The organism is Streptomyces sp. HUAS MG91 (genome assembly GCF_040529335.1).
Lineage (GTDB): Bacteria > Actinomycetota > Actinomycetes > Streptomycetales > Streptomycetaceae > Streptomyces > Streptomyces tabacisoli.
This window is the reverse complement of record NZ_CP159534.1, coordinates 1,630,790-1,654,232: the sequence shown is the minus strand read 5'-3', so window position 1 is coordinate 1,654,232 and position 23,443 is coordinate 1,630,790. Positions and strand designations below refer to the sequence as shown.

Genomic DNA, 23,443 nt, shown 5'->3' with positions numbered 1-23,443 from the left:
GGCCTCCTTACGTGCCGGGGATCTTCACGGGCGGGGTGAACGGGTTCTTCATCGGGCCGAGCGCCGCCAGGTCCACCTCGACGAGCACGGGCCCGTCCGAACCGACGGCCTCCTGGATCACCGGCGCCGCGTGGTCGGCGTCCGCGATCCGCAGATACGGCAACCGGCAGGCGCGGGCGAGGAGTTCGAAGTCGGGCGTGGTCAGGTCGACGCCGGAGCGGCGGTCCGCGTACCGGTCCTGCATGTTGCGCAGCACGCCGTACCCGCCGTCGTTGAAGACCAGGAGGGTCAGCCGGGGCCGTTCCTGGGCGAGGGTGAGGAGTTCCCCGAGATGGACGGCGAGCCCGCCGTCGCCCGCGATGACGACCGTCGGCCGCTCCGGGGCGGCGAGCGCGGCGCCGATGCCCATGCCGAGTCCCTGGCCGATGCCGCCGCCGCGCGGGAAGACGTTCGCCTTCGGGTCGTACATCTCCAGGAGGCGGTTGCCCCAGCTGCTGGAGGGGATGGTGACGTCGCGGGCGACGACCGCGTCCCGGGGGAGCGCGGCGCGCAGCGCGTCGCAGATCGCGGCCTGCGGGCCGATGCTGTCGTGCAGCGCGGCCCGCACGTCGGTACGGACCGTGGTGACGCGGCGCGTCCAGTCCGGGTCGGCCCGCCGCGCGTGGGGGAGCAGCGCGCCGAGGGCGGCGGCGGCGTCGCCGTGCAGGGCGTGCGCGACCGGGTAGACACGGCCGAGCGCCGCCCGGTCGATGTCGATCTGCACATGCGCGGCGGGGAGCCGGAGCCCGTAGTCGGCGGTCTCGTTCGACCGGAAGTGGGTGCCGACCGTGAGGAGCAGATCGGCGTCGGCGAGCAGGGCGCGGACGGCTGGCGTGGTGGCGAAGTTGCCGATGACCTGCGGGTGGTCCTCGGGCACCGCCCCGCGCCCGGAGTTGGAGGTGAGCAGTCCGGCGCCGGTCGCCTCGACGAGCGCGGCGAGTTCGGTACGAGCGTCGGTGGCGCCACCGCCGGCCCAGATCAAGGGGCACCGGGCGGCGCTCAACAGCTCCGCCGCCGCGCCGAGTTCGGAGACGGGGACGACGGTCTCCGGCGCCTCGACCACGGCGTCCGTCTGCGCCGCGTACTGCAGATCGATCGGCCACTCGACGCTCGCCGGGCCGCCCGGAGAGGCCAGCGCGGCGCGGGCCGCCGCGCGCAGCACCCGGCCCGCCTCGTCGGCGGAGCCCACCGTCGCCGCGTGCGCGGAGACGGCCGTCAACATGCCGAGCTGGTCCTTCGTCTCGTGGATGAAGCCCCGCCCGCTGCCGAGGTACGCGGACTCGACCTGGCCGGTGACGTGCAGCACGGACGTGCCCGACGCGAGCGCCTCGATCAGCGATCCGGCCGCGTTGCCCGCGCCCGTCCCGGTCGAGGTGAGCGCGCAGCCGATCGAGCCGCGCGCCCGCCCGTAGGCGTCGGCGGCGTTCACGGCGCTCGCCTCGTGCCGCACGGGGACGAAGCGCAGCTCGCGGTCGACGGCCTCGACCAGCGGCAGATTGTGCACGGACACGATCCCGAAGACCGTGTCGATGCCCAGTTCCTTGAGAACGGCGACGAGGAGAGCGCCTCCGTCGGCGTACTTCATGCGAGCTCCTCAGAGGATGCCGCGGCCGACTCCGCCGCAGACGTCGATGCTGGTTCCGGTGATGTAGGAGGCGCGCGGGGAGAGCAGCGCGACGATCGCGTACGCGACCTCCTCGGCGCGGCCGAGCCGGCCGAGGGCGATGCCCCGGTCGGCGGCCAGTTCCGCCTGCCAGTCCTCGTAGGACAGGCCGGAGTCGGCGGCCGCGTGGCGGCGCGTCCACTGGCCGGTGTCGACCAGGCCCAGGCAGACCGAGTTGACCCGGATGCCGTCGGCGGCGAGCTCCGTGGCCAGGGACTTGGAGAGGTTGAGGATGCCGGCGCGGGCGGCGCTCGTGGTGATCAGCCGGGTCTCGGGCTGCTTGGCGAGGACGGCGTTGACGTTGACGACGGACGCCGCGTCGGACGCGCCGAGGTGCTTCCGGGCCGCCTGGAGGGGGTTGAGGACGCCCGCGAACTTCAGCTCCAGCTCGTCGCGCCAGTCCTCGGGGCCCGTGTCGTCGAGCCGTTTCATCCGGGACTGCCCGGCGTTGTTGACCAGCCCGTCGAGCCGTCCGCCGAACGCGTCGGCGGCGGCCGTCACGAAGTCCCGCACGGCGTCGGCGTCCCGCACGTCGCAGGCGGCGGTGAACAGCCGGTCGTGGGTGCCGACGCGGGCGAGCCGGTCGGCGTCGCGCCCGCAGGTGGCGACGTTCGCGCCCTCGTCGAGCAGGGCGCGGACCGTGGCCAGGCCGACGCCCGAGCTGCCTCCGGTGACCACATAGGTCCGGTCGGCGAGGCCCAGATCCATAACTTTCCCATCAAGTACGTCAGTTCATGGTGAATCCGCCGTTGACGGCGATCACCTGTCCGGTCAGATAGCGGGACTCCTCGGAGAGGAGGAAGGCGGCGAGCCCGACCAGGTCGTCCGGCTGCTGGGCCCGTGAGATCGCCCGGTTCGCGGCGTACAGACCGTGCCGCTCGGCGGGGACCGTCTCGGTCGCCTCGCACTCGGTCAGGCCGGGCGCCAGCGCGTTCACGGTGATGCCGCGCTCGCCGAGTTCGCGGGCCATCGCCCGGGTGAGGGCGATCACGGCGCCCTTGGAGGCGATGTAGTGGGCGAGCCGCGGGGAGCCGTACAGGGCGGCGTCCGAGGCGATGTTGACGATGCGTCCGCTCGTTCCGAACAGCGGGTGCAGGGCCTTCGCGACGAGCCAGGGGCCGCGCGCGTTGACCGTCATCAGCCGGTCCCAGGCGGCGATGTCGATGTCCTGGAACTCCTTGCCGCCGACGCCGTTGGCGAGCGCGGCGTTGTTCACGAGCCCGTACAGCGGTCCCAAAGCCCGTACGGAAGAGGCCAGTTCGTCGACGGAGGCCGGGTCGGCGACGTCGCACCGCACGAAGTGCGCCGCGATCCCCTCGGCCTTCAGGGCGGCCGTGGCGGCCGTGCCGCGCTCGGCGTCGACCTCGGCGACGACGACCCGGAAGCCGTCCTCGCCGGCCCGGCGGGCCATGGCCAGTCCCAGGCCACGGCCCGCCCCGGTCACGACGACCAGAGGGGCGTCAGTCACGGGTCACGCCGTGCATCGGCGAGTACTCCGGGTAGGTCGGCACCTGCGGCTTCCGCGTGCCGATGACGACGCAGAACAGGGCGTCGGTGTCGCCCTCGTTCTTCAGCGAGCGGGTCACGCCCGCGGGCACCACGATCATGTCGCGGTAGCCGAGGGTGCGGTACTCGACCTCGTCCGGGCCGCGGTGGATGCCCACGCGGACCCGGCCCTCCAGGACGAAGAACGCCTCCTCGACGTCGTGGTGGGTGTGGGCCGGGCCCTCGGCACCGGGCTGGAGCAGCATGTTGGAGAACGTGAAGCCGCCGGACGGGATGATCCGCTTGTCGCCCTCGTGGTTGCCGGTGGCGCCGGAGCCCACGTAGCGGATCTGGCCGCGGCGGAACTGCGGGCCCGCCTTCTCCTGGAAGGAGAGGGTGTCGAAGTCGGCGACCCGGGACTCCTTCGAGGCGATGAGGGAGTCGGTGTACGTGCCGAGGTCGCCGCCGTTGTCGTACTCGGTGGTGGTCAGAGGCATGCTGATCAGCCCTTCCGTGCCCGCAGCGTGCGGGAGTTGGTGACGATGTGCAGATGGGACAGGACCCAGGCGTTGAACCGCTCGGGCTGTTCCTGGTTGGCCAGGTGACCGGCGTCCTTGACGATCACGTAGGCGGTCTTGTGCAGGCCCCCGGCGAGGACCTGGGAGGCCTCGACGCCGGTGACCGTGTCGCGGTCGCCGCACACGACGAGCGCGGGCGCGGTGACGGCGGACAGTTCGGGGCGCAGATCGGCGCCGGCCATGGCCTCGGCGGCGTACCCGTAGCCGGGCAGCCGGATCGCGCCGGCCATGGTGTCGACGACCCGCTCGACGAGCGCGGCGGGCGCCAGGTCGGAGACGAGGCGCGGGCCCCGCCTTTCGGCGAAGGCCCGCGGCCCGGCCTCGGCCAGCTCGGCGGTACGGGCCCGCATCGCGGCGGCCTTCGCCTCGTCGGTGCCGGAGCCCGCGCTGGAGTCGGCGACGATCAGGGAGTCGACGAGGTCCGGGTGGCGGGTGGCGAGCCGCAGCGCGATCACGCCGCCCCACGAGACCCCGAGCACATGGGCCGAGCCGCCGTGGGCCCTGACCACCTCGGCGGCCGCGTCCGCGAACCCGTCCAGGTCCAGCGGTCCGTCCGGGTCGGCGGACCTGCCGTATCCGGGCGCGTCCCACGCGACGACCCGTACGTGCGCGGAGAGCCCGGCGAGCTGCGGGGCGAACGCCGCCGACGAGGAGCCGATGCCGTGCAGGCAGAGCAGCAGTGGGCCCTGTTCGCCCGCGGTCTCCAGGTGGACGCTCACAGGATCTGCCCCGACCGTCCGGCCAGCGCCGCCAGCGAGCGCAGCACCGCGTACGGCACGACCTGGCTGGTCGCCGGGTTGCCCGGGTCGGGCCGGTGCGCCACCTCGAAGCGGTACGCGCCGTGCTCGCCGGACGCCTCGACGACGTGCCGGGTGAGGGTGGCGCCCGGATCGGCGACGACCCGGACCCGCACAGCGTCCAGGTCGCCGACGGCGAGCGCGACCGACGCCGCGACGTTCGTCGACTTGGGGAACTTCACCGGCACGTCGCGCGCGGTCCCGCGCATCACCTCGACCGGCCCGGACGCCGCACGCATCCGGCCTATCAACTCCGCTTCCATCCAAGGCTGTTCGAGAGTGGAGGGCAGCTTGGTGGTGGTGAGGCGTACGTCGTCCAGCGGGCCCAGCGCGCGCACGGCCTGGAGCAGATCGAGGCCGCCGACCGCGCCGCCCGTGAAGTACACCCGGCCGGGACCCGCGGCGAGCAGCCGCTTGGCCAGCTCCTCGTCGGTCAGCGCCCCGGTCGACGCCACCAGCAGATCGGTGCCGGAGGTGAGGACGCGCTCGCCCCATTCCCGTACGACACCCTGGCCCGCCGCCTCCACGATCAGGTCGCAGCGGTCGATCGCCTCCTCGAAGGTGACCTGCGGCGCGGGCGCCGCCTCGCCGAGCGGACGGTTGTCGACGACGCACGCCAACTCCGCGCCCTTGATGCCCTGTTCGGCGAGGGCGGTGCCGACGACGCGGCCGATGGCGCCCCAGCCGACGAGTCCGACCTTGAGTGTGCTGGTCATGCGAGGGGTCCTTCCGGGTTGCCGGCCATGTGACAGCGGATCTCCTTCGACGGCGGCCCGGCCGTGCCCCACAGGTCGGACAGCTCGGGCACCCGCCGCCACACCTTGGCGATCCACCGGTCCTCGACGACCTGCGCGACCTCGGAGGTGTACTCGCAGACCAGACCGGTCGGATCGGTGAAGTAGGAGAAGGTGTTGTTGCCGGGGCCGTGCCGGCCCGGACCCCACTGCGGGACGATCCCGTGGTGGCGCAGGCGGCCGAGGCCGCGCATGAAGTGGTCGACCGAACTCATCTCGTACGCCACGTGGTTGAGGGAGACCCACTCGGCCTGGTTGAACGCGATGCAGTGGTGGTCGGCGTTGCAGCGCAGGAACGCCATCTGGTGCTCGGACCAGTCGGAGACGCGCAGGCCGAGCACATCGCGGTAGAAGGCGACGGCCGCGTCGATGTCCGGGGTGTTGAGGACGGTGTGGGTGACGCCGACCGGGATCGCGGCGTCGCGGCCGCGCGGGGCGACCGCCCAGGTGTCGGCGGACAGCTCGACGAGCCGGCCCTCGTGGTCGTGGAAGCGCAGGCCGTAGCCGCCGCCGACCTGGTCGAGCGGGCCCGGCCCGGCGACGGGCCTGATGCCCCGGGCTTCGAGCCGCCGGGCCGCCTCGTCGATCTCGGCGGGGGTGGCGACGGCGAACACGAGCCGGCCGAGGCCGGTGCGCTCGGAGCGGGTCAGCTGGAGGGCGTGGTGCTCCTCGCCGGTGCCGCGCAGCCAGCTCGCGCCCTGCTCGGACTCGACGACCTCCAGGCCCCAGGCGTCCTCGTAGAAGTCGGTGGCCTCGGTGAAGGAGGGGGTGAGCAGTTCGACGGAGCGCAGCGCGCGCAGCCGGGCGATCGGGGGATGGGACATCGGGTACTCCGTTGCAGACATGGTCAGTTGGCCCAGGGCAGCGGGGCGTCGGAGGTGCCCCAGTACAGGGACTTCTGGCGCTGGTAGGCGCGGATGGCGTCCCGTCCCTTCTCCGTGCCGAGCCCGCTGTCCTTCATCCCGCTGAACGGGGTGGACGCGCTGAACTGCTTGTACGTGTTGATCCAGACGGTGCCCGCGTCGATCCGGCGGGCGAGGCGCCAGGCGGCCCGGTGGTCGCGGGTCCAGATCCCGCAGGCGAGCCCGTACACGGAGTCGTTGGCCTGCGCGACCAGGTCGTCCTCGTCGTCGTAGGGCAGTACCACCAGGACCGGGCCGAAGATCTCCTCCTGGCAGGTGCGCGCCGAGTTGGGCAGTCCGGCCAGGACGGTCGGCAGGTAGTAGGCGCCGTCGGCGTACTCGGGGCCGTCGGGCGCGGCGCCGCCGCAGAGCACCTCGGCGCCCTCCGAGCGGGCGAGATCCACGTAGGCGGCGACCGAGTCCCGGTGCTTGTGGTGGACGAGCGGTCCGACCTGGGTGTCCGGCGCGGTGCCGGGGCCGACCCGTAGCTTCCTTACCCGGGCGACGAGTTCGGTGACGAACGCGTCGTGGATCTCGCGCGCCACGAACAGTCGTGAACCGGCGATGCAGGACTGCCCGCTGGAGGAGAAGATCCCGAACATCACGCCCGCCAGGGCCTGTTCGACGTCGGCGTCGGCCCGCACGATCGTCGGCGACTTGCCGCCCAGCTCCAGTGAGGCCGGGATCAGCTTCCGGGCGGCGATCCCGGCGATGGAACGGCCGGTCTCCGTGCCGCCCGTGAATCCGATCCGGCCGACCAGCGGATGCCGGACCACCGCGTCGCCGACCACCCGGCCGCTGCCGGGCAGCACCGACAACAGGGCCGTGGGCAGGCCGAATTCATCCAGGGCGCGCGTGATGAGGCGGCCCAGCGCGAGCGAGACGAGCGGGGTCCAGGCGGCCGGTTTCAGCAGCACCGCGTTGCCCGCCGCGAGCGCCGGGGCGATCTTCTGCGCGTCGCTCGCGACCGGCGAGTTCCAGGGGTTGACGGCGGCGACGACCCCGATCGGCTCGTGCACGCTCATCGTGACGTACGCGCCGCGCGCCGGGGTGAGCGCGTCCTCGGCGGTCTCCAGCGCGGCCGCCATGTACCGGAACGTACCGGCGGCGCTGAGCGCGAGGGCCTTCGTCTCGGTGAGCGTCTTGCCGGTGTCCGCGGTCTGGGTCGCGGCCAGTTCGTCGGCCGCCTCCTCCGTCAACTCCGCTATGCGGTGCAGGAGTCGGGCCCGCTGATGGGGGAGCAGGTCGCGCCAGGCCGGATCGGCGACGGCCCGCGCCGCGGCCCGCGCCGCCTCGTCGACCTCGTCGGCCGACGCGGAGTGCACCGTGGCGAGCACCGCGCCGGTGGCCGGGTCGACCGTGTCGACGGGCTCGCCGCCGCCGCGTCGCCACCGGCCCGCGACGAGGATCTCGGTGAGGGGGTGGGGCACGGCGGTACCTCCAGAGCGGAGCAGGTGCGGAATCGCTGAAGCGCTAGAAATCTAAGCGCTTAAATGATTCTCCGCAAGACCCTCGATCACGGCGGCTTCCTCCGGTCGACTCCCCGTTGCGCAGCATCAGTTACGTGCGAGTGACGGTGGGGTCACTCTCTATATGTCTAAGTGCCTAACCATTGACCGCTTAGGTGTCGGCTCCTACTGTCTGCGGAACTCCCCTGTCTCGCGTGTTCGCGGAAGGACCCCCTCTATGACGACTGTGGCCGGCACACAGGGCCTCGGCTCGATCGCGGCCAGGCTCGAACGGCTGCCGCACTCCCGCTGGCACGTCAAGGTCCGATTCCTGATCGGCGCCGTGACGTTCTTCGAGGCCTTCGACCAGCTCCTGGCCGCCTCCGCCCTGCCCGTCCTGACCAAGGACTGGAACCTCTCGACGGGGCAGGCGACCTTCGCGGTCACCGCCGGCTCCATCGGCATGCTGCTCGGCGCGCTGGTCGCGGGCTGGCTCGGTGACCGGATCGGTCGGGTGCGGACGGTCGCGCTCGGCGTGGGGATTACCGGCGTCGCCAGCCTCGCCGTGGCGCTGGCGAACGGGATCGAACTGTTCTCCCTCTTCCGGTTCGTCCAGGGTCTCGGCATCGGCGGCGTCGTCCCGGTCGCGGCCACCTACATCAACGAGATCTCCCGCTCCGACAAGCGCGGCCGCTTCGTCCTGCTCTACGAGATGATCTTCCCGGCCGGACTCGCGGCGGCCAGCCTCGTCGCGGTGTGGGTGGTGCCGAACCTCGGCTGGCGCGCGATGTTCGTGCTCGGCGCGCTGCCCGTCCTGGTCGCCGTCCTGCTGCCCCGGCAGGTCGCCGAATCGCCCCGCTGGCTGCTGTCGCAGGGCCGGGTCGAGGAAGCCGAACAGGTCATCGCCCGGATCGAGGCGGAGGTCGAGCGGGCGGTCGGCGAGCCGCTGCCCCGGCCCTCGGACGAGCCCGCCGAGGAAGTGACGCGGGGCCGCCTGCGCGATCTGTTCACCGGCCGCTATCTGCGCCGCACGGCCGTGCTCTCGGGCCTGTGGTTCGTCGCGTACTACGTCAACCACGGCATCTCGACCTGGCTGCCGTCCCTGTACACGAAGAACTTCGGCCTGGACCTGACCACGGCGCTCGTCTACACGCTCCTGAGCAACCTCACGGGGCTGGTCGGCACCTTCGTCGTCGCGCTCGTCATCGACCGGGTCGGCCGGCGCCCCGCACTGGTCGCCGCGCTGGGCGGCACCGCGCTCGCGCTCGGCGTCCTCGCCCTCACCGGCGTCACCTCGGGGCTCCAGGTCGCGGTGTTCGCCTCGTGCACGACGTTCTTCGTCTACGCGATCAACGCGGGCCTCTACCTCTACTCGCCGGAGCTCTACCCGACCTCCAACCGGGCCAGGGGAGCGGCGTTCGGCGGCCTGTGGAACCGGCTCGGGGTGATCCTCGGCCCCGTCACGGTCGGCGCGATCCTCGGCGCGGGCGGCAGCCTCGGTCTCGTCTTCGCCCAACTGGCCGGGGTGGCCGTGGTCGGCGCGGTGATCGCGCTGTTCGCCGTGGAGACGAAGGGGAAGACGCTGGAGGAGCTGAACGCGTAGGCGGACTGTGCGCGGCGCCGGATCCCTGCGCGGGGGACCGGCGCCGTCGCGCTGTCGACGGGCGCCGCCGGGCGCCGGGGGAGTCCGGGCGGGCGTCAGTGGGCGTCGGCCGACTCCGTCAAGGTGCGGCCCAGTGCGGCCAGCAGCACGTCGAGGCGGCGGCGCTCGTCGGGGCGCAGCCGGTCGAGGAGATCCCGTTCACCGGCCCGGCGCTCCTCGGCCACCCGGTCCACCAGGTCACGGCCCGCCGGGGTCAGCCGCAGCCACACCACGCGCCGGTCGCGGTCGTCGCGCTCGCGCTCGATGAGCCCGGCCCCGGCCAGCCGGTCGGCGTGCTGGGTCATCCCGCCGGCCCGGACCGCGCCCGCCGCCGCGAGTTCACTCATGGTGCGCCGGTGGGGCGCGCCCGCGCGCCGCAGCTCGGCGAGCACGTCGAACGCGGCGAGACCGATCCCGTGCCGCTTGACGACCCGGCCGATCAGGGCGCGGTAGCGGGCGGCGCAGTCGGTGAGCGTGGCGAAGACCCGGGTGTCGGCGTCGGTCGCGGGGGCGTTGTCGTCGTCCGGCGGTGCCGCCGCGGGAGCGGGTACCGGAGCCGCCGGCGCCTCCGCCCCGCCGACCGCGGCCGTGAGCACCGCCGCGAGCAGGGGCTCCAGCTCGGCCGTCGGCACCGAGCGCGCCGGTTCATGGGCGAAGAGATAGCGCTCCATGATGACGCCGAACAGGATGCTGCGGATCAGCCCGATCCGGGCCCGCGCCTCGGACGAGTCGCCGAGCACGCCCGTGAGCGGTCCGGTCACCAGGCGTTCCAGCATCCCGGCCAACTGCTCCGCGCTCGGCGGGTGGTTGAGGGCCGAGCGGATCAGCGCGGCGAGCGGGTCCTGCGCGGAGAGGCGGTCCCAGCGCTCCAGGTAGGAGTGGGCGAGCGCCTGCGGCAGACCGGCCGGGTCGTTGCCCGCCTCGTCGAGCACATGGGCCGTGACGCCGGTGCCCTCGCCGACGACGGCGCGGAAGAGCCCGTCCTTGGAGCCGAAGTACGCCATCACGAGCCCCGGCGTCACCCCGGACTCGGCCGCGATGGCCCGGATGCCGACCCCTTGATAGCCGTGGGCCGCGAACAGTCTGCGGGCCGCCGCGAGCACGGCCCGCCGGTTGCCCTCGGGGTCGTGGGCGCGGCCGCGCCGCCGCTCGTTCTCCGGGGGTTTCTCCTGCTCTGCGTCCACGTCGCCACATTAGACGAAGCGTTCGGTGGTGCGCGATTTATGAACGTACGTTCAAAAGATGCGGCTCGTGGACCTCTTCGGAACGAGTGTTCAAAAGAAAGTGCGCGGCGTGCACAGGCCCGCCCAGCTCGCTCAGCGGGCGTCCGGTGCCGCCCCGGCGCGCGGCGACGATCTCCGCCACGATCGACACGGCCGTCTCCTCGGGGCCGCGCCCGCCGAGGTCGAGGCCGATGGGGGAGCGCAGCCGGTCCAGGGCGGCGGCGTCGAGACCCGCCGCCCGCAGCCGGGCGAGCCGGTCCTCGTGGGTGCGCCGGCTGCCCATCGCGCCGACGTACCCGGCCCGCCCGCGCAGCGCCCGTTCGAGGACGGGCACGTCGAAGCGCGCGTCGTGGGTGAGGACGCAGATCGCGGTCGACGCGTCGACCAGGTCCTCGTGCGCGGCGAGCCAGCGGTGCGGGCGGTCCGTGACGACCTCGGCGGCCTCCGGGAAGCGCGCGGGCGTCGCGAAGGCGGGCCGCGCGTCGCACACCGTCGCCCGGTACCCGAGCAGGGCGCCGATCCGCACCAGCGGGCGCGCGAAGTCGACGGCGCCGAAGACCAGGAGCCGGGGCGGCGCCCCGAAGGACCGTACGAAAAGGTCCCGTTCGGGCGCGCAGCCGGGGCCCGGAGCGGCCTGCCCGACCCGTACGACGCCGCTCTCGCCGCGCGCGAGGAGCCCTGCGGCCGCGTCCCGCGCGGCCCGGTCCAGGCGTGGGTCGCCGAGCGATCCCGAGGTGCCCGCGGGGCCCGTCAGGAGGGCGTCGCCACCCCCGTCGAGCGGGGTCACCAGCGCCACCGGGACCCGGTCCGCGACGGCCGCCGCCAGCCGGTCCAGCGGGCTGCCGCCGGTCATCTCGCGGACCGTCACCTCGATCGTCCCGCCGCAGGTCAGCCCCACCGAGAAGGCGTCGTCGTCGCTCACCCCGTACGTCTCGCGAGCGGGCCCCGCGCCGGAAAGGACCTCCTCGGCGACCGCGCACACCGTCGCCTCCACGCACCCGCCGGAGACGCTGCCGACGACCCGGCCGTCGGCAGCGACGAGCATGGACGTGCCCACCGGATGCGGGGCCGAGCCCACGGTGCGGACCACCGTGGCCAGCGCGAAGCGGACCCCTTCGGCCTGCCACGCGGCGGCCTGGTCGATCACATGACGCATCACTTCAGAACCTTTCTCGGCAACCTTTCCCACAGCCTCTTGCCAAGAAGATAGTTCAGTGTCAATCATTTCAGCTATTAGATACATGGCTCGAGAGGCATGATCCCGAGAGGCGAGGTGGCACACGCTTGAAACCGACACCCTTCGACTACAGCGCGCCCCGCACGGTCCCGGAGGCGCTGGCCCTGCTCGCCGACGAGGACCGCGACCCCAAGGTGGTGGCCGGCGGCCAGTCGCTGATCCCCATGCTGGGCATGCGGCTCGCCCGCCCCGGCCTGCTCGTCGACATCACCCGCATCCCCGGCCTCGACCGCATCGAGGTCGACGCCTCCGGCGCCCTGCACATCGGCGCGGCCGTCCGCCAGGCCCGTGCCGCCGCCGACCCGGCCGTCCGCACCGGCTGGCCGCTGCTCGCCGCCGCGATCGGCCACATCGGACACCCGCAGATCCGCGCCCGGGGCACCGTGTGCGGCAGCCTCGTCCACCACGACCCGGCCGCCGAACTCCCCACCGCCGCCCTCGCGTCGGACGCCCGCTTCGTGACCGCGGGCCCGTCCGGCACGCGGACCGTCGCCGCCGAGGACTTCTTCGTCGCCACCTTCCAGACCGCCGTCGAACCCGACGAACTGCTCACCGAGGTCGTCCTGCCGCCGCGGCGATCCGGCTGGGCCTTCGAGGAACTCACCCGCAGGCACGGTGACTTCGCCACCGTCGGCGTCGCCGTCCTGCTGTCCCGTGCCGAAGAGCGGGTGAGCGACGCCCGCGCCGTCTTCTGCGGCGTCGGCCCCGTCCCCGTCCGGCTGCCCGCCGTGGAAGAGGCGCTGACCGGCACCGACGCGGGCCCGGCCGCCCGCGCCGCCGCCCGAGAAGCGGCCCTCGCCCACCTCACCCCGGCCGACGACGTCCACGCCACCGCCGCCTACCGCCGCGAGGCCGCCGCCCACCTCCTCGGCCGCGCCTGCACCACCGCATGGGAGCGCACCCGATGACCCCAGTGACCCCAGTGACACCGACGACCCCCGTGACCCCCGCACCCCGCCCCGCACGGACCCCGCCGCTCGCCGAACCCTCCGGCTGGCACGAGATACGCCTCACCGTGAACGGCGCGCCCGTCACCGCGCAGGTCGAATCCCGGCTGCTGCTCAGCGACTTCCTGCGCGACCGGCTCCGCCTCACCGGCACCCACGTCGGCTGCGAGCACGGCGTCTGCGGCGCCTGCACCGTCCTCGTCGACGGCGCCCCCGTCCGCTCCTGCCTCACCCTCGCCGTCCAGTGCGAGGGCGCCGAGCTGCGCACCGTCGAGAGCCTGGCACCGGGCGACGCGCCGCTCACTCCCGTACAGCGCGCCTTCCACGAGTGCCACGGCATGCAGTGCGGCTTCTGCACCCCCGGCTTCCTGATGACGGCGACCGCCCTGACCGAACAGGACGCACGGCCCGACGACACCGAGGTCGCCGACGCCCTCAGCGGCCACCTGTGCCGCTGCACCGGCTACCGCAACATCCGCCGCGCCCTGGGCCAGGCCCTCGACGCGACCTACGCCGACGCCGAGCCCGAGGAGTGACCCGTATGCCGCCCAAGGAGCAGACCGCCTGGATCGGCCGCCCCGTCCCGCGCGTCGAGGACGACCGGCTGCTGCGCGGCAACGGCCGCTACGTCGACGACATCGACCTGCCCGGCGCCGCCGAGGCCGCCGTCCTGCGCAGCCCGCACGCCCACGCCCGGATCGACTCCGTCGACGTGAAGGCCGCCCGCGAGGCCCCCGGCGTCGTCGCCGTCTGGACCGGCGCCGACGTCGCCCACCTGCCCGCCCTCCTCAACCGCGAGGAGCTGCGCACGCCGCCCCGCCTCGCCGAACTCCTCGACCCGCGCGTCGCCATCACCCCGATGCCGCTGCTCGCCACCGAGAAGGTGCACTACGTCGGCCAGCCCGTCGCGCTCGTCCTCGCCGAGAACCGCTACCTCGCCGAGGACGCCCTGGAACTGATCGAGGTCCGCTACAGCCCGCTCCCCGTCCTCGTCGACCCGGACCTCGCCCTCACGGCTGACGCCCCGCTGCTCCACGACGACCTCCCCGACAACACGGCCGTCGCGGTCGCCACCCGGGTCGGCGACCCGGAGCGGGCGTTCGCCGCCGCGCACACCGTGATCAGCGAGGAGTTCCACGCCCACCGCTACGTCGCCTCACCCATCGAGACCCGCGCCGTCGCCGCCCGCGTCGACCCCTACAGCTCCGAGCTCACCGTCTGGTCCAACACCCAGACCCCGCACCGAGTCCGCGAGGCCGTCGCGCACACCCTGGGCCGCGACTCCGAGACCGTCCGCGTCATCGCCACCGACGTCGGCGGCGGCTTCGGCCAGAAGGGCATCCTCTACGTCGAGGAGCTGCTGATCCCGTACGCGGCGCGGGAGTTGGGCCGACCGGTCGTCTGGCGCGAGGACCGGAGCGAGAACCTCACCGCCGCCAGCCACGCCCGCGAACAGATCCACCGCATCGAACTCGCCGCCGACGCCGACGGGAAACTGCTCGCCGTCCGCGACCGCATCACCGTCAACTTCGGCGCGTACAACATGACGGGCCTCGTCGTCCCGTACAACTCGCTGTGCCATCTGCTCGGCCCCTACCGCGTCCCGCACGTCGACATCGACGTCGTCGGCGTCCTCACCAACACCGCCTTCGCCACGCCCTACCGGGGCGCCGGACGCCCCGAGACGGTCTTCGCGATGGAGCGCGCCATGGACCGGCTCGCCGCCGAACTCGGCCTCGAACCGGCCGAGTTGCGGGCCCGCAACCTCATCGGCCCCGACGACATGCCGTACACCACCGGCCTCGTCGACCGCTCCGGCAACCCCCAGTCGTACGACTCCGGAGACTTCCCCGAACTGCTGCGCAGAGCCCGCGCCAAGGTCGACGTACCGACCGGGGAGCGGCCCGAGGGCAAGCACGTCGGCGTCGGCTACGCCATGTACATCGAGGCCACCGGACTCGGCCCCTTCGAGACCGCCCGCATCGACATCGCCCCCAGCGGACGCGTCAAGCTCGCCATCGGCGCCCCCTCCCAGGGCCAGGGCCACCGCACGTCCATGGCGCAGATCGCCGCCGACGCGCTCGGCGTCCCGCTCGACGTCATCGACGTGGTCGGCGGCGACACCGACAAGACACCCTTCGGCGTCGGCACCATCGCCAGCCGCGCCCTCGTCAACGCGGGCAACGCCACCCACCGCGCCGGAAGGCTCGTCCGCGAGAAGGCGCTCGACGCCGCCGCCCGCCGCCTCGGCGTGCCCGTCGCCGAACTCACCCTCACCGACGGCGTGTTCACCACCAAGACCGACGGCGGGCCCACCCTCACCCTCGCCGAACTCGCCGGCCGCGCCCCGCTGCCCGGCACCCCCGAGCCCACCGACGGACGGCACGGCACCGAACTCAGCGAGACCGTCCACTTCCGCCCGCCCGGCTTCGCCGTCGCCAGCGGCGCGCACGCCGCCGTCGTCGAGGTCGACGAGCACACCGGCGAGCTGGAGATCCTCCAGTACGTCGTCGTCCACGACGCGGGCGTCATCGTCAACCCGCTCATCGCCGAGGGCCAGGTCACCGGCGGCATCGCCCAGGGCATCGGCGGCGCCCTCTACGAGGAGATGATCTACGGCCCCGACGGCCAGCCCCGCACCGGCACGTACATGGACTACCTCGTCCCCACCTCCTCCGAGATCCCCGACCTCGACATGGACGAGATCCACTCCCCGAGCCCGATGAACGACCTCGGCGTGAAGGGCCTCGGCGAGGGCGGCGCCATCGCCCCGCAGGCCGTCCTCGCGAACGCCGTCGAGGACGCCCTGCGCCCCTTCGGCGTCGTCGTCCGCCGCGGCCCGCTCTCCCCGAGCCGCATCCGCGACCTGCTGCGCGCCACCACGCCCGCGGCCACCAGCTGACCCACGATTGGACGCCCCGACCATGCAGCTCGACCACACCTTCACCGTCCCGGCCGCGCCCGACGACGCCTGGAAGCTCTTCCACGACCTCGCCCGCGTCGCCCCCTGCATGCCCGGCGCGGTCCTCGACACCCTCGACGGCGACACCTTCACCGGCCGGGTCAAGGTCAAGGTCGGCGCCGTGCAGATGAGCTACCGCGGCGAGGGCACCGTCGCCCGCGACGAGAACGCCCGCAGCCTGCGCCTCGACCTCAGCGGCAGCGAGACCCGCGGCGCGGGCACCGCCTCCGCCACCGTCACCGCCGAACTCACCGACGACCCCGCAGGCACCCGCGTACGGGTCCGCACCGACCTCGACATCACCGGCCGGCCCGCGCAGTTCGGCCGCGGCATCATGACCGAGGTCGGCGACCGCATCGTGGGCCAGTTCGCCGACCGGCTGCGAGAACTGCTCAGCGCCCCGGAGACCGCCCCGGCGCCCCTCGCCGCGGGCGCCGCCGAGCCCGAGGCCGTCGACCTCGGCGCCGCCGCCCTGCCGGTCCTGCTGCGCAAGGCCGCCGTCCCGGCCGCCGCCGTGCTCGCCGCCGTGGTGCTGATCCGGGTGCTCGGCCGCCGCACGCGCTGACCGGCCCCCGCCGACGGTGGACGGCGCGTGATCGCTTCAGGGATAGAATTTTCAGGGGCGTAGGACCACGCGCCCACCCGGGAGCTGCGCGAGGGGACGGGATGGCCGAGCGGAAGGCGACGCGGCAGGACGCCGTGACACAGATCGTGGCGGACTGGGCCCGCGAGCGGCCCGAACTCGACACCTCCCCGCTGGAGGTGCTGGCCCGGCTGCACCGCTCGTTCCTGCGGTACAACACCAAGCTCAACGCGTCGATCGAGCGGCACGGCCTGTCCGTCGCCGGGTTCGACGTGCTGACCGCGCTGCGCCGCTCGGGCACCCCGTACCGGCTCACCGCCGGCCAGCTCGCCGACTCCGGGCTGGTCTCCTCGGCCGGTGTCACCCTGCGCATGGACCGTCTGGAGAAGGACGGCCTGATCGTGCGCGAGCGCGACGCCGTCGACCGGCGCGTCGTCTACTCGCGGCTCACCGACGCGGGGCTCGCCAAGGTCGACGAGGTGTTCACCGAGCACCTGGACAACGAGAACCGGATGCTCGCCGGCCTCTCCCCGTCCGAGCGGCGCCAACTCGCCCGGCTGCTGGGCAAGTTGGAGCACTCGATCGTCGACTCGGGGCCGGACGGGGAGAGCTGAGCGCTCACTCCCACAGCGTGCTGGGCGCCTCGGCCCGCACCACGGGCGCGATCTCCTCGGCGAACCGCTGCAAGGTCTCGATCTGCTCGTTCGTGCCCTGCCCGAACCCGTCGACCGTGACCGACTGCAGATCGTGCCGGTACACCTCGTGGTACCCGAGGATCTTGTCGATGATCTGCTGCGGCGAGCCGATCAGCTGCGGCCCGTCCGCGATGGCGTCCTCGATCGTCCGGAACGGCGTGTTGTAGCCCGCCTTCCCGGCCAGATGCGGCTTGAAGGTCTGCGCGACCCTCGCCTCGTACAGGTCCCGGTAGCGGGCCACCGCCTGCTCGTGCGTGTCCGCGATGAGCAGCCCGCCCGACCCCGCCGCCACGTGCGCGTCGGCCGGGTCGTGCCCGTACGCCGCGAACCGCTCCCGGTAGTGGTCGATCAGCTTCGCGTACGCGGCCCGCGGCTGGATCGCGTTCGCCGTGAACAGCGGATCGCCGTGCTTGGCCGCCAGCTCGGGGGAGTTGAGGGAGGTCGCCGAGCCGTGCCAGATCCGGGGCGGCCCGGCGTACGGGCGCGGCACCGTCGTCACCCCCTTCAGCGCGGGCCGGAACTCTCCCTCCCAGTCGACGCCCTCCTCGGTCCACAGCCGCCGCAGCAGCTCGTACTTCTCCTTCTGGAGGTCCCACTGGCGGGCCTCGTCGAGCCCGAACAGATCGAAGTGTCCGGCCTCGGCGCCCTTGCCGACGACCAACTCGACACGTCCGCGCGAGATTTGGTCGAGCGTCGCGTAGTCCTCCGCGACCCGCACGGGGTCCAGGATCGCGACTACCGTCACCCCGGTCAGCAACCGGATCCGGGAGGTGCGCGCCGCCAGCGCCCCGAGGACGACTGTCGGGCTCGACGACAGGAACGCCCCCGCGTGCCGCTCGCCGACCGCGTACGCGTCGTAGCCCAGCTCCTCGGCTGCCCAGCCGACGTCGAGGACCTGCGCCAACCGGTCGGCGGCCGTGGGGAGTTCACCGGTGAGCGGATGCGGGGCGTGCCCGATGATGGAGAGGACCTGGAACTTCATGTCCTCACTCTCGCGCCCGGACGTTGCGGACGTGTGTACGCGGCATGGCAGCGCTCCGGACAGCGCGAAGGGGCGGCTCCCCCCGTGGGAGCCGCCCCTCAGCGCCGTCTCGGTGTCACTTCTTGCCGAGCAGGTCCTCCACCTTGCCGCGGATCTCGTCCGTCGCCAGGCCCCGGATCGTCAGCGTCGTCCGGCGGCGCAGCACGTCGTCCGCCGTCTCGGCCCACTCGTGGTCCCGGGCGTAGGCGACCTGCGCCCAGATCTCCGGCGCGTCCGGGTGGACGCGCGCGGCCAGCTCCGGGTTCTCGTTCGCGAGGCGCGCGATGTCGAAGGCCAGCGATCCGTAGTGCGTCGCCAGGTGCTTGGCGGTGTCGGCGGCCATCCGCGGGCCGGGCGCCGGGTTGTCGACCAGGAGGCGGTGCGCGACGGCGCGCGGGTTGGCGACGCCCGGCAGCGGCATCCGCTTCGGCAGGTCGCTGATCGGCTCGAAGTCGTCGCCGAGCGGGTGGCCGGGCAGCGACTCCAGCTTCTTCATGACCGTACGGCCGATGTGCCGGAACGTCGTCCACTTGCCGCCCGCGACGGACAGCATGCCGCCCTTGCCCTCGGTGACGACCGTCTCGCGCTTGGCCTTCGAGGTGTCGCCGGGGCCGCCCGGCAGCACCCGCAGACCGGCGAACGCGTACGTCATCAGCTCCCGCTTGAGCTGCTGGTCGCGCACGGAGAAGGCGGCCTCGTCGAGGATCTGCTCGATGTCCTTCTCGGTGACCGAGACGTCCGCCGGGTCGCCCTCGTACTCCTCGTCGGTCGTACCGAGCAGCAGCATGTCCTCCCAGGGGAGGGCGAAGGTGATGCGGTACTTGTCGATCGGGGTGGCGAGCGCGGCCTTCCACGGCGAGGTCCGCTTCATGACCAGGTGCGCGCCCTTGGACAGGCGGATGGACGGCGCCGCGTTCGGGTCCTCCAGCTTGCGCAGGTGGTCGACCCACGGGCCGGTCGCGTTCAGCACGAGACGGGCGCTGACACCGAACTCCTCGCCGTCCGTCCGGTCCTTCAGCTCGGCGCCGGTGACCCGGCCCTTGGTGAAGCGCAGCCCGGTGACCTCGGCGTGGTTGAGGACCACGGCGCCCGCGTCGACGGCGGCGCGTACGGTCATCAGCGCCATCCGCGCGTCGTTCATCTGGTCGTCGCCGTACACGGCCACGGCCTTCAGGTTCTCGGTGCGCAGCTCCGGCACGTCCTGCTGGGCCTTGGCGGGGGAGAGCAGGTGCCCGACGCCGTCGCCGAACGCCGACAGCGCGCTGTACGCGAAGACACCCGCGCCCAGCTTGGCCGCGCCGTGCGGGCCGCCCTTGTACACGGGCAGGTAGAAGGTGAGCGGGTTGGCGAGGTGCGGGGCCACGTTCCGGGACACCGCGCGCCGCTCGAAGTGGTTCTCCGCGACGAGCTTGACCGCGCCGGTCTGGAGGTAGCGCAAGCCGCCGTGGAGCAGCTTGGACGAGGCGGAGGAGGTGGCGCCGGCGAAGTCGCCGGCGTCGACCAGGGCCACCCTGAGACCGGACTGCGCCGCATGCCAGGCAGTGGAGATGCCCAGGATGCCGCCGCCGATGACCAGGAGGTCGTACGTCGCCTTGGAAAGCTGCTCGCGGGTCTCGGCGCGGCTCGGGTTGGAGCCGGCGACGGGGTGCGTTCCGAGGGCAGGCACGGTCTGCAGGGTGGGGGTGTTCATCTGGGGTCTTACTCCTCGTCTTCGAGCCAGCCCATGGACCGCTGCACGGCCTTGAGCCAGTTCTTGTACTCACGGTCGCGGGTGTCCGCGTCCATGCGGGGGGTCCACTCGGCGGCCCGGCGCCAGTTGGCACGCAGGTCGTCGGTGCTGGACCAGAAGCCGACGGCGAGACCGGCGGCGTAAGCGGCACCGAGGCAGGTCGTCTCGGCGACCATCGGGCGCACCACCGGGGCGTCCAGGACATCCGAGAGGGTCTGCATCAGCAGGTTGTTGGAGGTCATGCCGCCGTCGACCTTGAGCGCGGTCAGCTCGACGCCGGAGTCCTTCGTCATGGCGTCGCTGATCTCGCGGGTCTGCCAGGCCGTGGCCTCCAGGACGGCGCGCGCGATGTGCGCCTTGGTGACGTACCGGGTCAGACCGGTGATCACACCGCGGGCGTCGGGCCGCCAGTACGGGGCGAACAGGCCGGAGAAGGCGGGCACGAAGTACGCGCCGCCGTTGTCCTCGACGCTGGAGGCCAGCGTCTCGATCTCGGCGGCCGACTTGATCAGGCCCATCTGGTCGCGCATCCACTGCACCAGCGAACCGGTGACGGCGATGGAGCCCTCCAGGGCGTAGACCGGCTTGGCGTCGCCGATCTGGTAGCCGACCGTGGTCAGCAGGCCCGAGTAGGAGTTGATGGCCTTGTCACCGGTGTTGATCAGCATGAAGGTGCCGGTGCCGTACGTGGACTTGGCCTCGCCCTCGGCGAAACAGGTCTGGCCGAACAGGGCCGCCTGCTGGTCGCCGAGCGCCGAGGCGACGGGGATCCCGCCCAGCACGTCGCCGAGCTTCCCGCCGGTGACCTCGCCGTAGACCTCGGCGGAGGAGCGGATCTCCGGCAGCATCGACATGGGCACGCCGATGGAGGAGCAGATGCGCTCGTCCCACTGCATCTCGTGCAGGTTCATCAGCATGGTGCGCGAGGCGTTGGTGACGTCGGTGACGTGCTTGCCGCCGTCGACACCGCCGGTCAGGTTCCAGATGACCCAGCTGTCCATGGTGCCGAAGAGGATGTCGCCGCGCTCGGCGCGCTCGCGCAGGCCCTCGACGTTGTCGAGCAGCCAGCGGGCCTTGGGGCCGGCGAAGTAGGAGGCCAGCGGCAGGCCGGTCTCGCGGCGGAAGCGGTCCTGTCCGACGTTGCGGCCCAGCTCGCGGCAGAGGGCGTCGGTGCGGGTGTCCTGCCAGACGATGGCGTTGTGGACGGGCTCACCGGTGTTCTTGTCCCAGAGCAGCGTCGTCTCACGCTGGTTGGTGATGCCGATGGCCTTGATGTCGTCGCGCGTGATGCCGGCCTTGGTGATGGCCCCGGCGACGACCTCCTGGACGTTCGCCCAGATCTCGGTCGCGTCGTGCTCGACCCAGCCCGGCTTCGGGAAGATCTGCTCGTGCTCCTTCTGGTCGACCGAGACGATCCGGCCGTCCTTGTCGAAGACGATGCAGCGGCTGGACGTCGTGCCCTGGTCGATGGCGGCGATGAAGGGGCCTGCGGTGTGTGCGTCGGTCACGGGGTGCTCCTGAAAGTTCTCGGTGCGGCTCGGGCGGAGTGCTGGCGGCGGGGCGGCCTACTTGAACGCGAGGTTGTAGAGGCCACCGGCGATGGCGCCGCCGATCAGCGGACCCGCGACCGGGATCCAGGCGTACGTCCAGTCGGAGCCGCCCTTGTTGGGCAGCGGGAGAAGGGCGTGCACGATGCGCGGGCCGAGGTCACGGACCGGGTTGATCGCGTAGCCCGTGGGGCCACCGAGCGAGAGACCGATGCCGACCACGACGAGCGCGGTGATCAGGGCGCCGAGGGTGCCCAGGCCGTTGCCGCCGTCGTTCAGGCCCTGCGTGAGGATGGCGAGGACCAGCACGACCGTCGCGATGATCTCCGTGATCAGGTTCTGCACGGTGTTCCGGATCTCCGGGCCCGTGGAGAAGATGCCGAGCACGGGGCCGGCCTCGGGCGCGGCCTTCTGGTCGACCAGGCCCTCGTCGTCGGGCTGCGCCGCGATGATCTCCGGGTCGGTGAGGTGCGCGCGGAACTGTCCGTAGTACGTCGCCCAGACCAGCACGGCGCCGATCATCGCGCCGAGGAGCTGGGAGCCCAGGTAGAGCGGTACGTCGCTCCACTTCGTGCCGCCCTCGATGGCCAGGCCGATGGTGACCGCGGGGTTCAGGTGGGCGCCCGAGACGCCACCGGCGAGGTAGGCGCCGGTCAGGACCGCGAAGCCCCAACCGAAGGCGATGGCGACCCAGCCGGCGTTGTACGCCTTCGAGCGCTTGAAAGTGACGGCGGCGCAGACGCCACCGCCCAGCAGGATGAGCACGGCGGTACCTATGGTCTCGCCGATGAAGATGTCGGAGCTGGACACCCGCGACTCCTTTGTCCTTCGTCCAGGGGAATTGCGGCCTGGCCTTGTCCACACTCTAACGCTTATTGCCGGTAGGTGTTCGACAATGTCGACCGATGGACGCGAGTCTCGCCCCGCGTTCACTGAATCGTCAAGGGTTCTGTTATCGAAACCACGATCGTTATTGATCGTTCCCGCCTATCGCCGCCCACACGCTGGATGCAGGCCCCTCGATCGTCGCGCGGATCGGTGTGCTCTGCACCTTGACCGTTTCCGGACATGACGGGGCCCCGTCCGCGGGCGGAGCCGGACGGGGCCGAAGGGGGCCCGGACGGGGCCGGGGTCAGAAGCGGCTGGCGCCCAGATCGCGGGAGACGGCGCGGGCGCAGTCGCGCACGGCGGCGATCAGCTCGGCCCGCGGCACGCCCTGCTCGTCGGGCTTGCAGACCCGCTCCACCGCGCCGGTGATGCCGATCGCGCCCACCGGCATCCGGTGCCGGTCGTGGATCGGCGCCGCGACCGAGGCCACGCCCTCCCAGGTCTCCTCGACGTCCTCGGCGTACCCGCGCGCGCGGGTCAGGTCGAGCACCGACTCGAACTCGGTGAGCCCGGTGACCGTCCGGGCCGTGAACTCCTTGCGCTCGGTCTCGGCGACCTCGCTGTGCGCGACCGGGTCGTACGCGGAGATGACCTTGCCCAGCGCCGTCGAGTGCAGCGGATGCATCGCGCCGACCTCCAGCACCTGCCGGCTGTCGTCGGGCCGGAAGACGTGGTGCACGATCAGGACGCCCTGCTGGTGCAGCACCCCCAGATAGACGGCCTCGCCGCTGGAGCGGGCCAGGTCGTCGGTCCAGACGAGGGCGCGGGCCCGCAGCTCGTGCACGTCCAGATAGCTGTTGCCCAGGCGCAGCAGCTCCGCGCCCAGCTGATAGCGCCCGGACGCGGCGTCCTGCTCCACGAAGCCCTCGGCCTGGAGGGTGCGCAGGATGCCGTGCGCGGTGCCCTTCGCCAGGCCGAGCGCGGAGGCGATGTCCGAGAGGCCGAGTCTGCGCTCACCGCCCGCGAGAAGCCGGAGCATCGCCGCGGCCCGTTCCAGCGACTGGATGTTGCGTGCCATCGCAGCCCCTTCCTCCCTCGGTCCACTCACCAACGTTCGGCAATGCTGAACAGTATCGGTCGTTGCCGACCTCTGCTAACGCGCCGCGCGTCATTATTCCGGCCCGCCGACCCCGGACGTCCGCCCAGGACCGCCGTGACCCGGTGTTCGCTCCAGTCCGGCTCGTGGACGTCTGCACTGAAGGACGAAGGTCCCGGCTACCCTGACCGGGTGCGCCTCCAGAAGTGGAGCCGCAAAGCCGACAG

Annotated in this window: 21 protein-coding genes; 6 read left to right on the top strand and 15 right to left on the bottom strand. The window is 72.6% G+C overall.

Features of this window, described 5'->3' with window-relative positions; genetic code table 11:
- Positions 1–7 precede the first annotated feature (7 nt).
- From ABII15_RS07705 to ABII15_RS07670, 8 genes are read right to left on the bottom strand one after another with little or no spacing between them, the layout of a single operon-like run.
- Positions 8–1,624 carry a thiamine pyrophosphate-binding protein gene (locus ABII15_RS07705; RefSeq protein ID WP_353941520.1) on the bottom strand — a complete coding sequence of 539 codons (1,617 nt, stop codon included), beginning with the start codon at positions 1,622–1,624 and terminating at the stop codon, positions 8–10.
- A gap of 9 nt (positions 1,625–1,633) precedes the next feature.
- Positions 1,634–2,410, bottom strand: coding sequence for an SDR family oxidoreductase (locus ABII15_RS07700; protein WP_353941519.1), 777 nt, complete (start codon positions 2,408–2,410; stop codon positions 1,634–1,636).
- 19 nt (positions 2,411–2,429) lie between these two features.
- Positions 2,430–3,170 carry an SDR family oxidoreductase gene (locus ABII15_RS07695; RefSeq protein WP_353941518.1) on the bottom strand — a complete coding sequence of 247 codons (741 nt, stop codon included), beginning with the start codon at positions 3,168–3,170 and terminating at the stop codon, positions 2,430–2,432.
- Positions 3,163–3,684, bottom strand: coding sequence for a cupin domain-containing protein (locus ABII15_RS07690; protein WP_353941517.1), 522 nt, complete (start codon positions 3,682–3,684; stop codon positions 3,163–3,165). Before ABII15_RS07690 ends, ABII15_RS07695 begins: the two co-directional genes overlap by 8 nt.
- Positions 3,685–3,689: 5 nt before the next feature.
- A complete protein-coding gene (locus tag ABII15_RS07685; protein WP_353941516.1) occupies positions 3,690–4,484 on the bottom strand; it encodes an alpha/beta fold hydrolase in 795 nt (264 codons plus the stop codon).
- Complete coding sequence (locus ABII15_RS07680) at positions 4,481–5,278, bottom strand: aspartate dehydrogenase domain-containing protein (RefSeq protein WP_353941515.1); 798 nt, start codon at positions 5,276–5,278, stop codon at positions 4,481–4,483. The genes ABII15_RS07685 and ABII15_RS07680 overlap by 4 nt, the downstream gene beginning before the upstream one ends.
- Positions 5,275–6,180 carry a VOC family protein gene (locus ABII15_RS07675; RefSeq protein ID WP_353941514.1) on the bottom strand — a complete coding sequence of 302 codons (906 nt, stop codon included), beginning with the start codon at positions 6,178–6,180 and terminating at the stop codon, positions 5,275–5,277. Before ABII15_RS07675 ends, ABII15_RS07680 begins: the two co-directional genes overlap by 4 nt.
- Positions 6,181–6,203: 23 nt before the next feature.
- Positions 6,204–7,688, bottom strand: coding sequence for an aldehyde dehydrogenase (locus ABII15_RS07670; protein WP_353941513.1), 1,485 nt, complete (start codon positions 7,686–7,688; stop codon positions 6,204–6,206).
- Positions 7,689–7,944: 256 nt separating this feature from the next.
- Between ABII15_RS07670 and ABII15_RS07665 the strand changes: the two genes are divergently transcribed.
- The gene (locus ABII15_RS07665; protein WP_353941512.1) at positions 7,945–9,309 is read left to right on the top strand and encodes an MFS transporter; all 1,365 of its coding nucleotides are present in this window, start codon (positions 7,945–7,947) and stop codon (positions 9,307–9,309) included.
- Positions 9,310–9,404: 95 nt separating this feature from the next.
- On the opposite strand, the gene ABII15_RS07660 is transcribed toward ABII15_RS07665, so the two are convergent.
- Both ABII15_RS07660 and ABII15_RS07655 read right to left on the bottom strand, forming a co-directional pair.
- A complete protein-coding gene (locus ABII15_RS07660) occupies positions 9,405–10,532 on the bottom strand; it encodes a TetR family transcriptional regulator (RefSeq protein WP_353941511.1) in 1,128 nt (375 codons plus the stop codon).
- Positions 10,533–10,569: 37 nt separating this feature from the next.
- Positions 10,570–11,727 (bottom strand): XdhC/CoxI family protein, encoded by a 1,158-nt coding sequence (locus tag ABII15_RS07655; protein ID WP_353941510.1) that lies wholly within the window; start codon positions 11,725–11,727, stop codon positions 10,570–10,572.
- A 128-nt stretch (positions 11,728–11,855) separates the two neighbouring features.
- Between ABII15_RS07655 and ABII15_RS07650 the strand changes: the two genes are divergently transcribed.
- From ABII15_RS07650 to ABII15_RS07630, 5 genes are all read left to right on the top strand, one after another.
- Entirely contained in the window at positions 11,856–12,716 is an 861-nt protein-coding gene (locus ABII15_RS07650; protein WP_353941509.1) for a xanthine dehydrogenase family protein subunit M, read from the top strand.
- A gap of 14 nt (positions 12,717–12,730) precedes the next feature.
- Positions 12,731–13,291 (top strand): (2Fe-2S)-binding protein, encoded by a 561-nt coding sequence (locus ABII15_RS07645; RefSeq protein WP_353941508.1) that lies wholly within the window; start codon positions 12,731–12,733, stop codon positions 13,289–13,291.
- A 5-nt stretch (positions 13,292–13,296) separates the two neighbouring features.
- Positions 13,297–15,657, top strand: coding sequence for a xanthine dehydrogenase family protein molybdopterin-binding subunit (locus tag ABII15_RS07640; RefSeq protein WP_353941507.1), 2,361 nt, complete (start codon positions 13,297–13,299; stop codon positions 15,655–15,657).
- Between the two features lie 22 nt (positions 15,658–15,679).
- Positions 15,680–16,282 (top strand): SRPBCC family protein, encoded by a 603-nt coding sequence (locus ABII15_RS07635; RefSeq protein ID WP_353941506.1) that lies wholly within the window; start codon positions 15,680–15,682, stop codon positions 16,280–16,282.
- Positions 16,283–16,383: 101 nt separating this feature from the next.
- Entirely contained in the window at positions 16,384–16,914 is a 531-nt protein-coding gene (locus tag ABII15_RS07630; protein ID WP_353941505.1) for a MarR family transcriptional regulator, read from the top strand.
- A 4-nt stretch (positions 16,915–16,918) separates the two neighbouring features.
- Here the strand turns inward: ABII15_RS07630 and ABII15_RS07625 are convergent, their stop codons facing one another.
- The 5 genes from ABII15_RS07625 to ABII15_RS07605 all read right to left on the bottom strand — a co-directional run bounded on the left by ABII15_RS07625 (position 16,919) and on the right by ABII15_RS07605 (position 23,198).
- Entirely contained in the window at positions 16,919–17,977 is a 1,059-nt protein-coding gene (locus tag ABII15_RS07625; protein ID WP_353941504.1) for an LLM class flavin-dependent oxidoreductase, read from the bottom strand.
- A gap of 115 nt (positions 17,978–18,092) precedes the next feature.
- Entirely contained in the window at positions 18,093–19,706 is a 1,614-nt protein-coding gene (locus tag ABII15_RS07620; protein ID WP_353941503.1) for a glycerol-3-phosphate dehydrogenase/oxidase, read from the bottom strand.
- Between the two features lie 8 nt (positions 19,707–19,714).
- Positions 19,715–21,253: a glycerol kinase GlpK gene (glpK, locus tag ABII15_RS07615; protein ID WP_353941502.1), complete on the bottom strand. Its 1,539-nt coding sequence runs from the start codon at positions 21,251–21,253 to the stop codon at positions 19,715–19,717.
- Between the two features lie 57 nt (positions 21,254–21,310).
- Complete coding sequence (locus tag ABII15_RS07610; RefSeq protein WP_353941501.1) at positions 21,311–22,102, bottom strand: MIP/aquaporin family protein; 792 nt, start codon at positions 22,100–22,102, stop codon at positions 21,311–21,313.
- A gap of 322 nt (positions 22,103–22,424) precedes the next feature.
- Positions 22,425–23,198 carry an IclR family transcriptional regulator gene (locus ABII15_RS07605; protein ID WP_353941500.1) on the bottom strand — a complete coding sequence of 258 codons (774 nt, stop codon included), beginning with the start codon at positions 23,196–23,198 and terminating at the stop codon, positions 22,425–22,427.
- Positions 23,199–23,443: the final 245 nt, after the last annotated feature.

What these genes read in the sequence shown, in the direction of transcription:
- ABII15_RS07705 (WP_353941520.1), bottom strand. Translation starts at nt 1,624, where the DNA reads ATGAAGTACGCCGACGGAGGCGCTCTCCTCGTCGCCGTTCTCAAGGAA.
- ABII15_RS07700 (WP_353941519.1), bottom strand. Translation starts at nt 2,410, where the DNA reads ATGGATCTGGGCCTCGCCGACCGGACCTATGTGGTCACCGGAGGCAGC.
- ABII15_RS07690 (WP_353941517.1), bottom strand. Translation starts at nt 3,684, where the DNA reads ATGCCTCTGACCACCACCGAGTACGACAACGGCGGCGACCTCGGCACG.
- ABII15_RS07680 (WP_353941515.1), bottom strand. Translation starts at nt 5,278, where the DNA reads ATGACCAGCACACTCAAGGTCGGACTCGTCGGCTGGGGCGCCATCGGC.
- ABII15_RS07675 (WP_353941514.1), bottom strand. Translation starts at nt 6,180, where the DNA reads ATGTCCCATCCCCCGATCGCCCGGCTGCGCGCGCTGCGCTCCGTCGAA.
- ABII15_RS07665 (WP_353941512.1), top strand. Translation starts at nt 7,945, where the DNA reads ATGACGACTGTGGCCGGCACACAGGGCCTCGGCTCGATCGCGGCCAGG.
- ABII15_RS07655 (WP_353941510.1), bottom strand. Translation starts at nt 11,727, where the DNA reads ATGCGTCATGTGATCGACCAGGCCGCCGCGTGGCAGGCCGAAGGGGTC.
- ABII15_RS07640 (WP_353941507.1), top strand. Translation starts at nt 13,297, where the DNA reads ATGCCGCCCAAGGAGCAGACCGCCTGGATCGGCCGCCCCGTCCCGCGC.
- ABII15_RS07635 (WP_353941506.1), top strand. Translation starts at nt 15,680, where the DNA reads ATGCAGCTCGACCACACCTTCACCGTCCCGGCCGCGCCCGACGACGCC.
- ABII15_RS07630 (WP_353941505.1), top strand. Translation starts at nt 16,384, where the DNA reads ATGGCCGAGCGGAAGGCGACGCGGCAGGACGCCGTGACACAGATCGTG.
- ABII15_RS07625 (WP_353941504.1), bottom strand. Translation starts at nt 17,977, where the DNA reads ATGAAGTTCCAGGTCCTCTCCATCATCGGGCACGCCCCGCATCCGCTC.
- ABII15_RS07620 (WP_353941503.1), bottom strand. Translation starts at nt 19,706, where the DNA reads ATGAACACCCCCACCCTGCAGACCGTGCCTGCCCTCGGAACGCACCCC.
- ABII15_RS07605 (WP_353941500.1), bottom strand. Translation starts at nt 23,198, where the DNA reads ATGGCACGCAACATCCAGTCGCTGGAACGGGCCGCGGCGATGCTCCGG.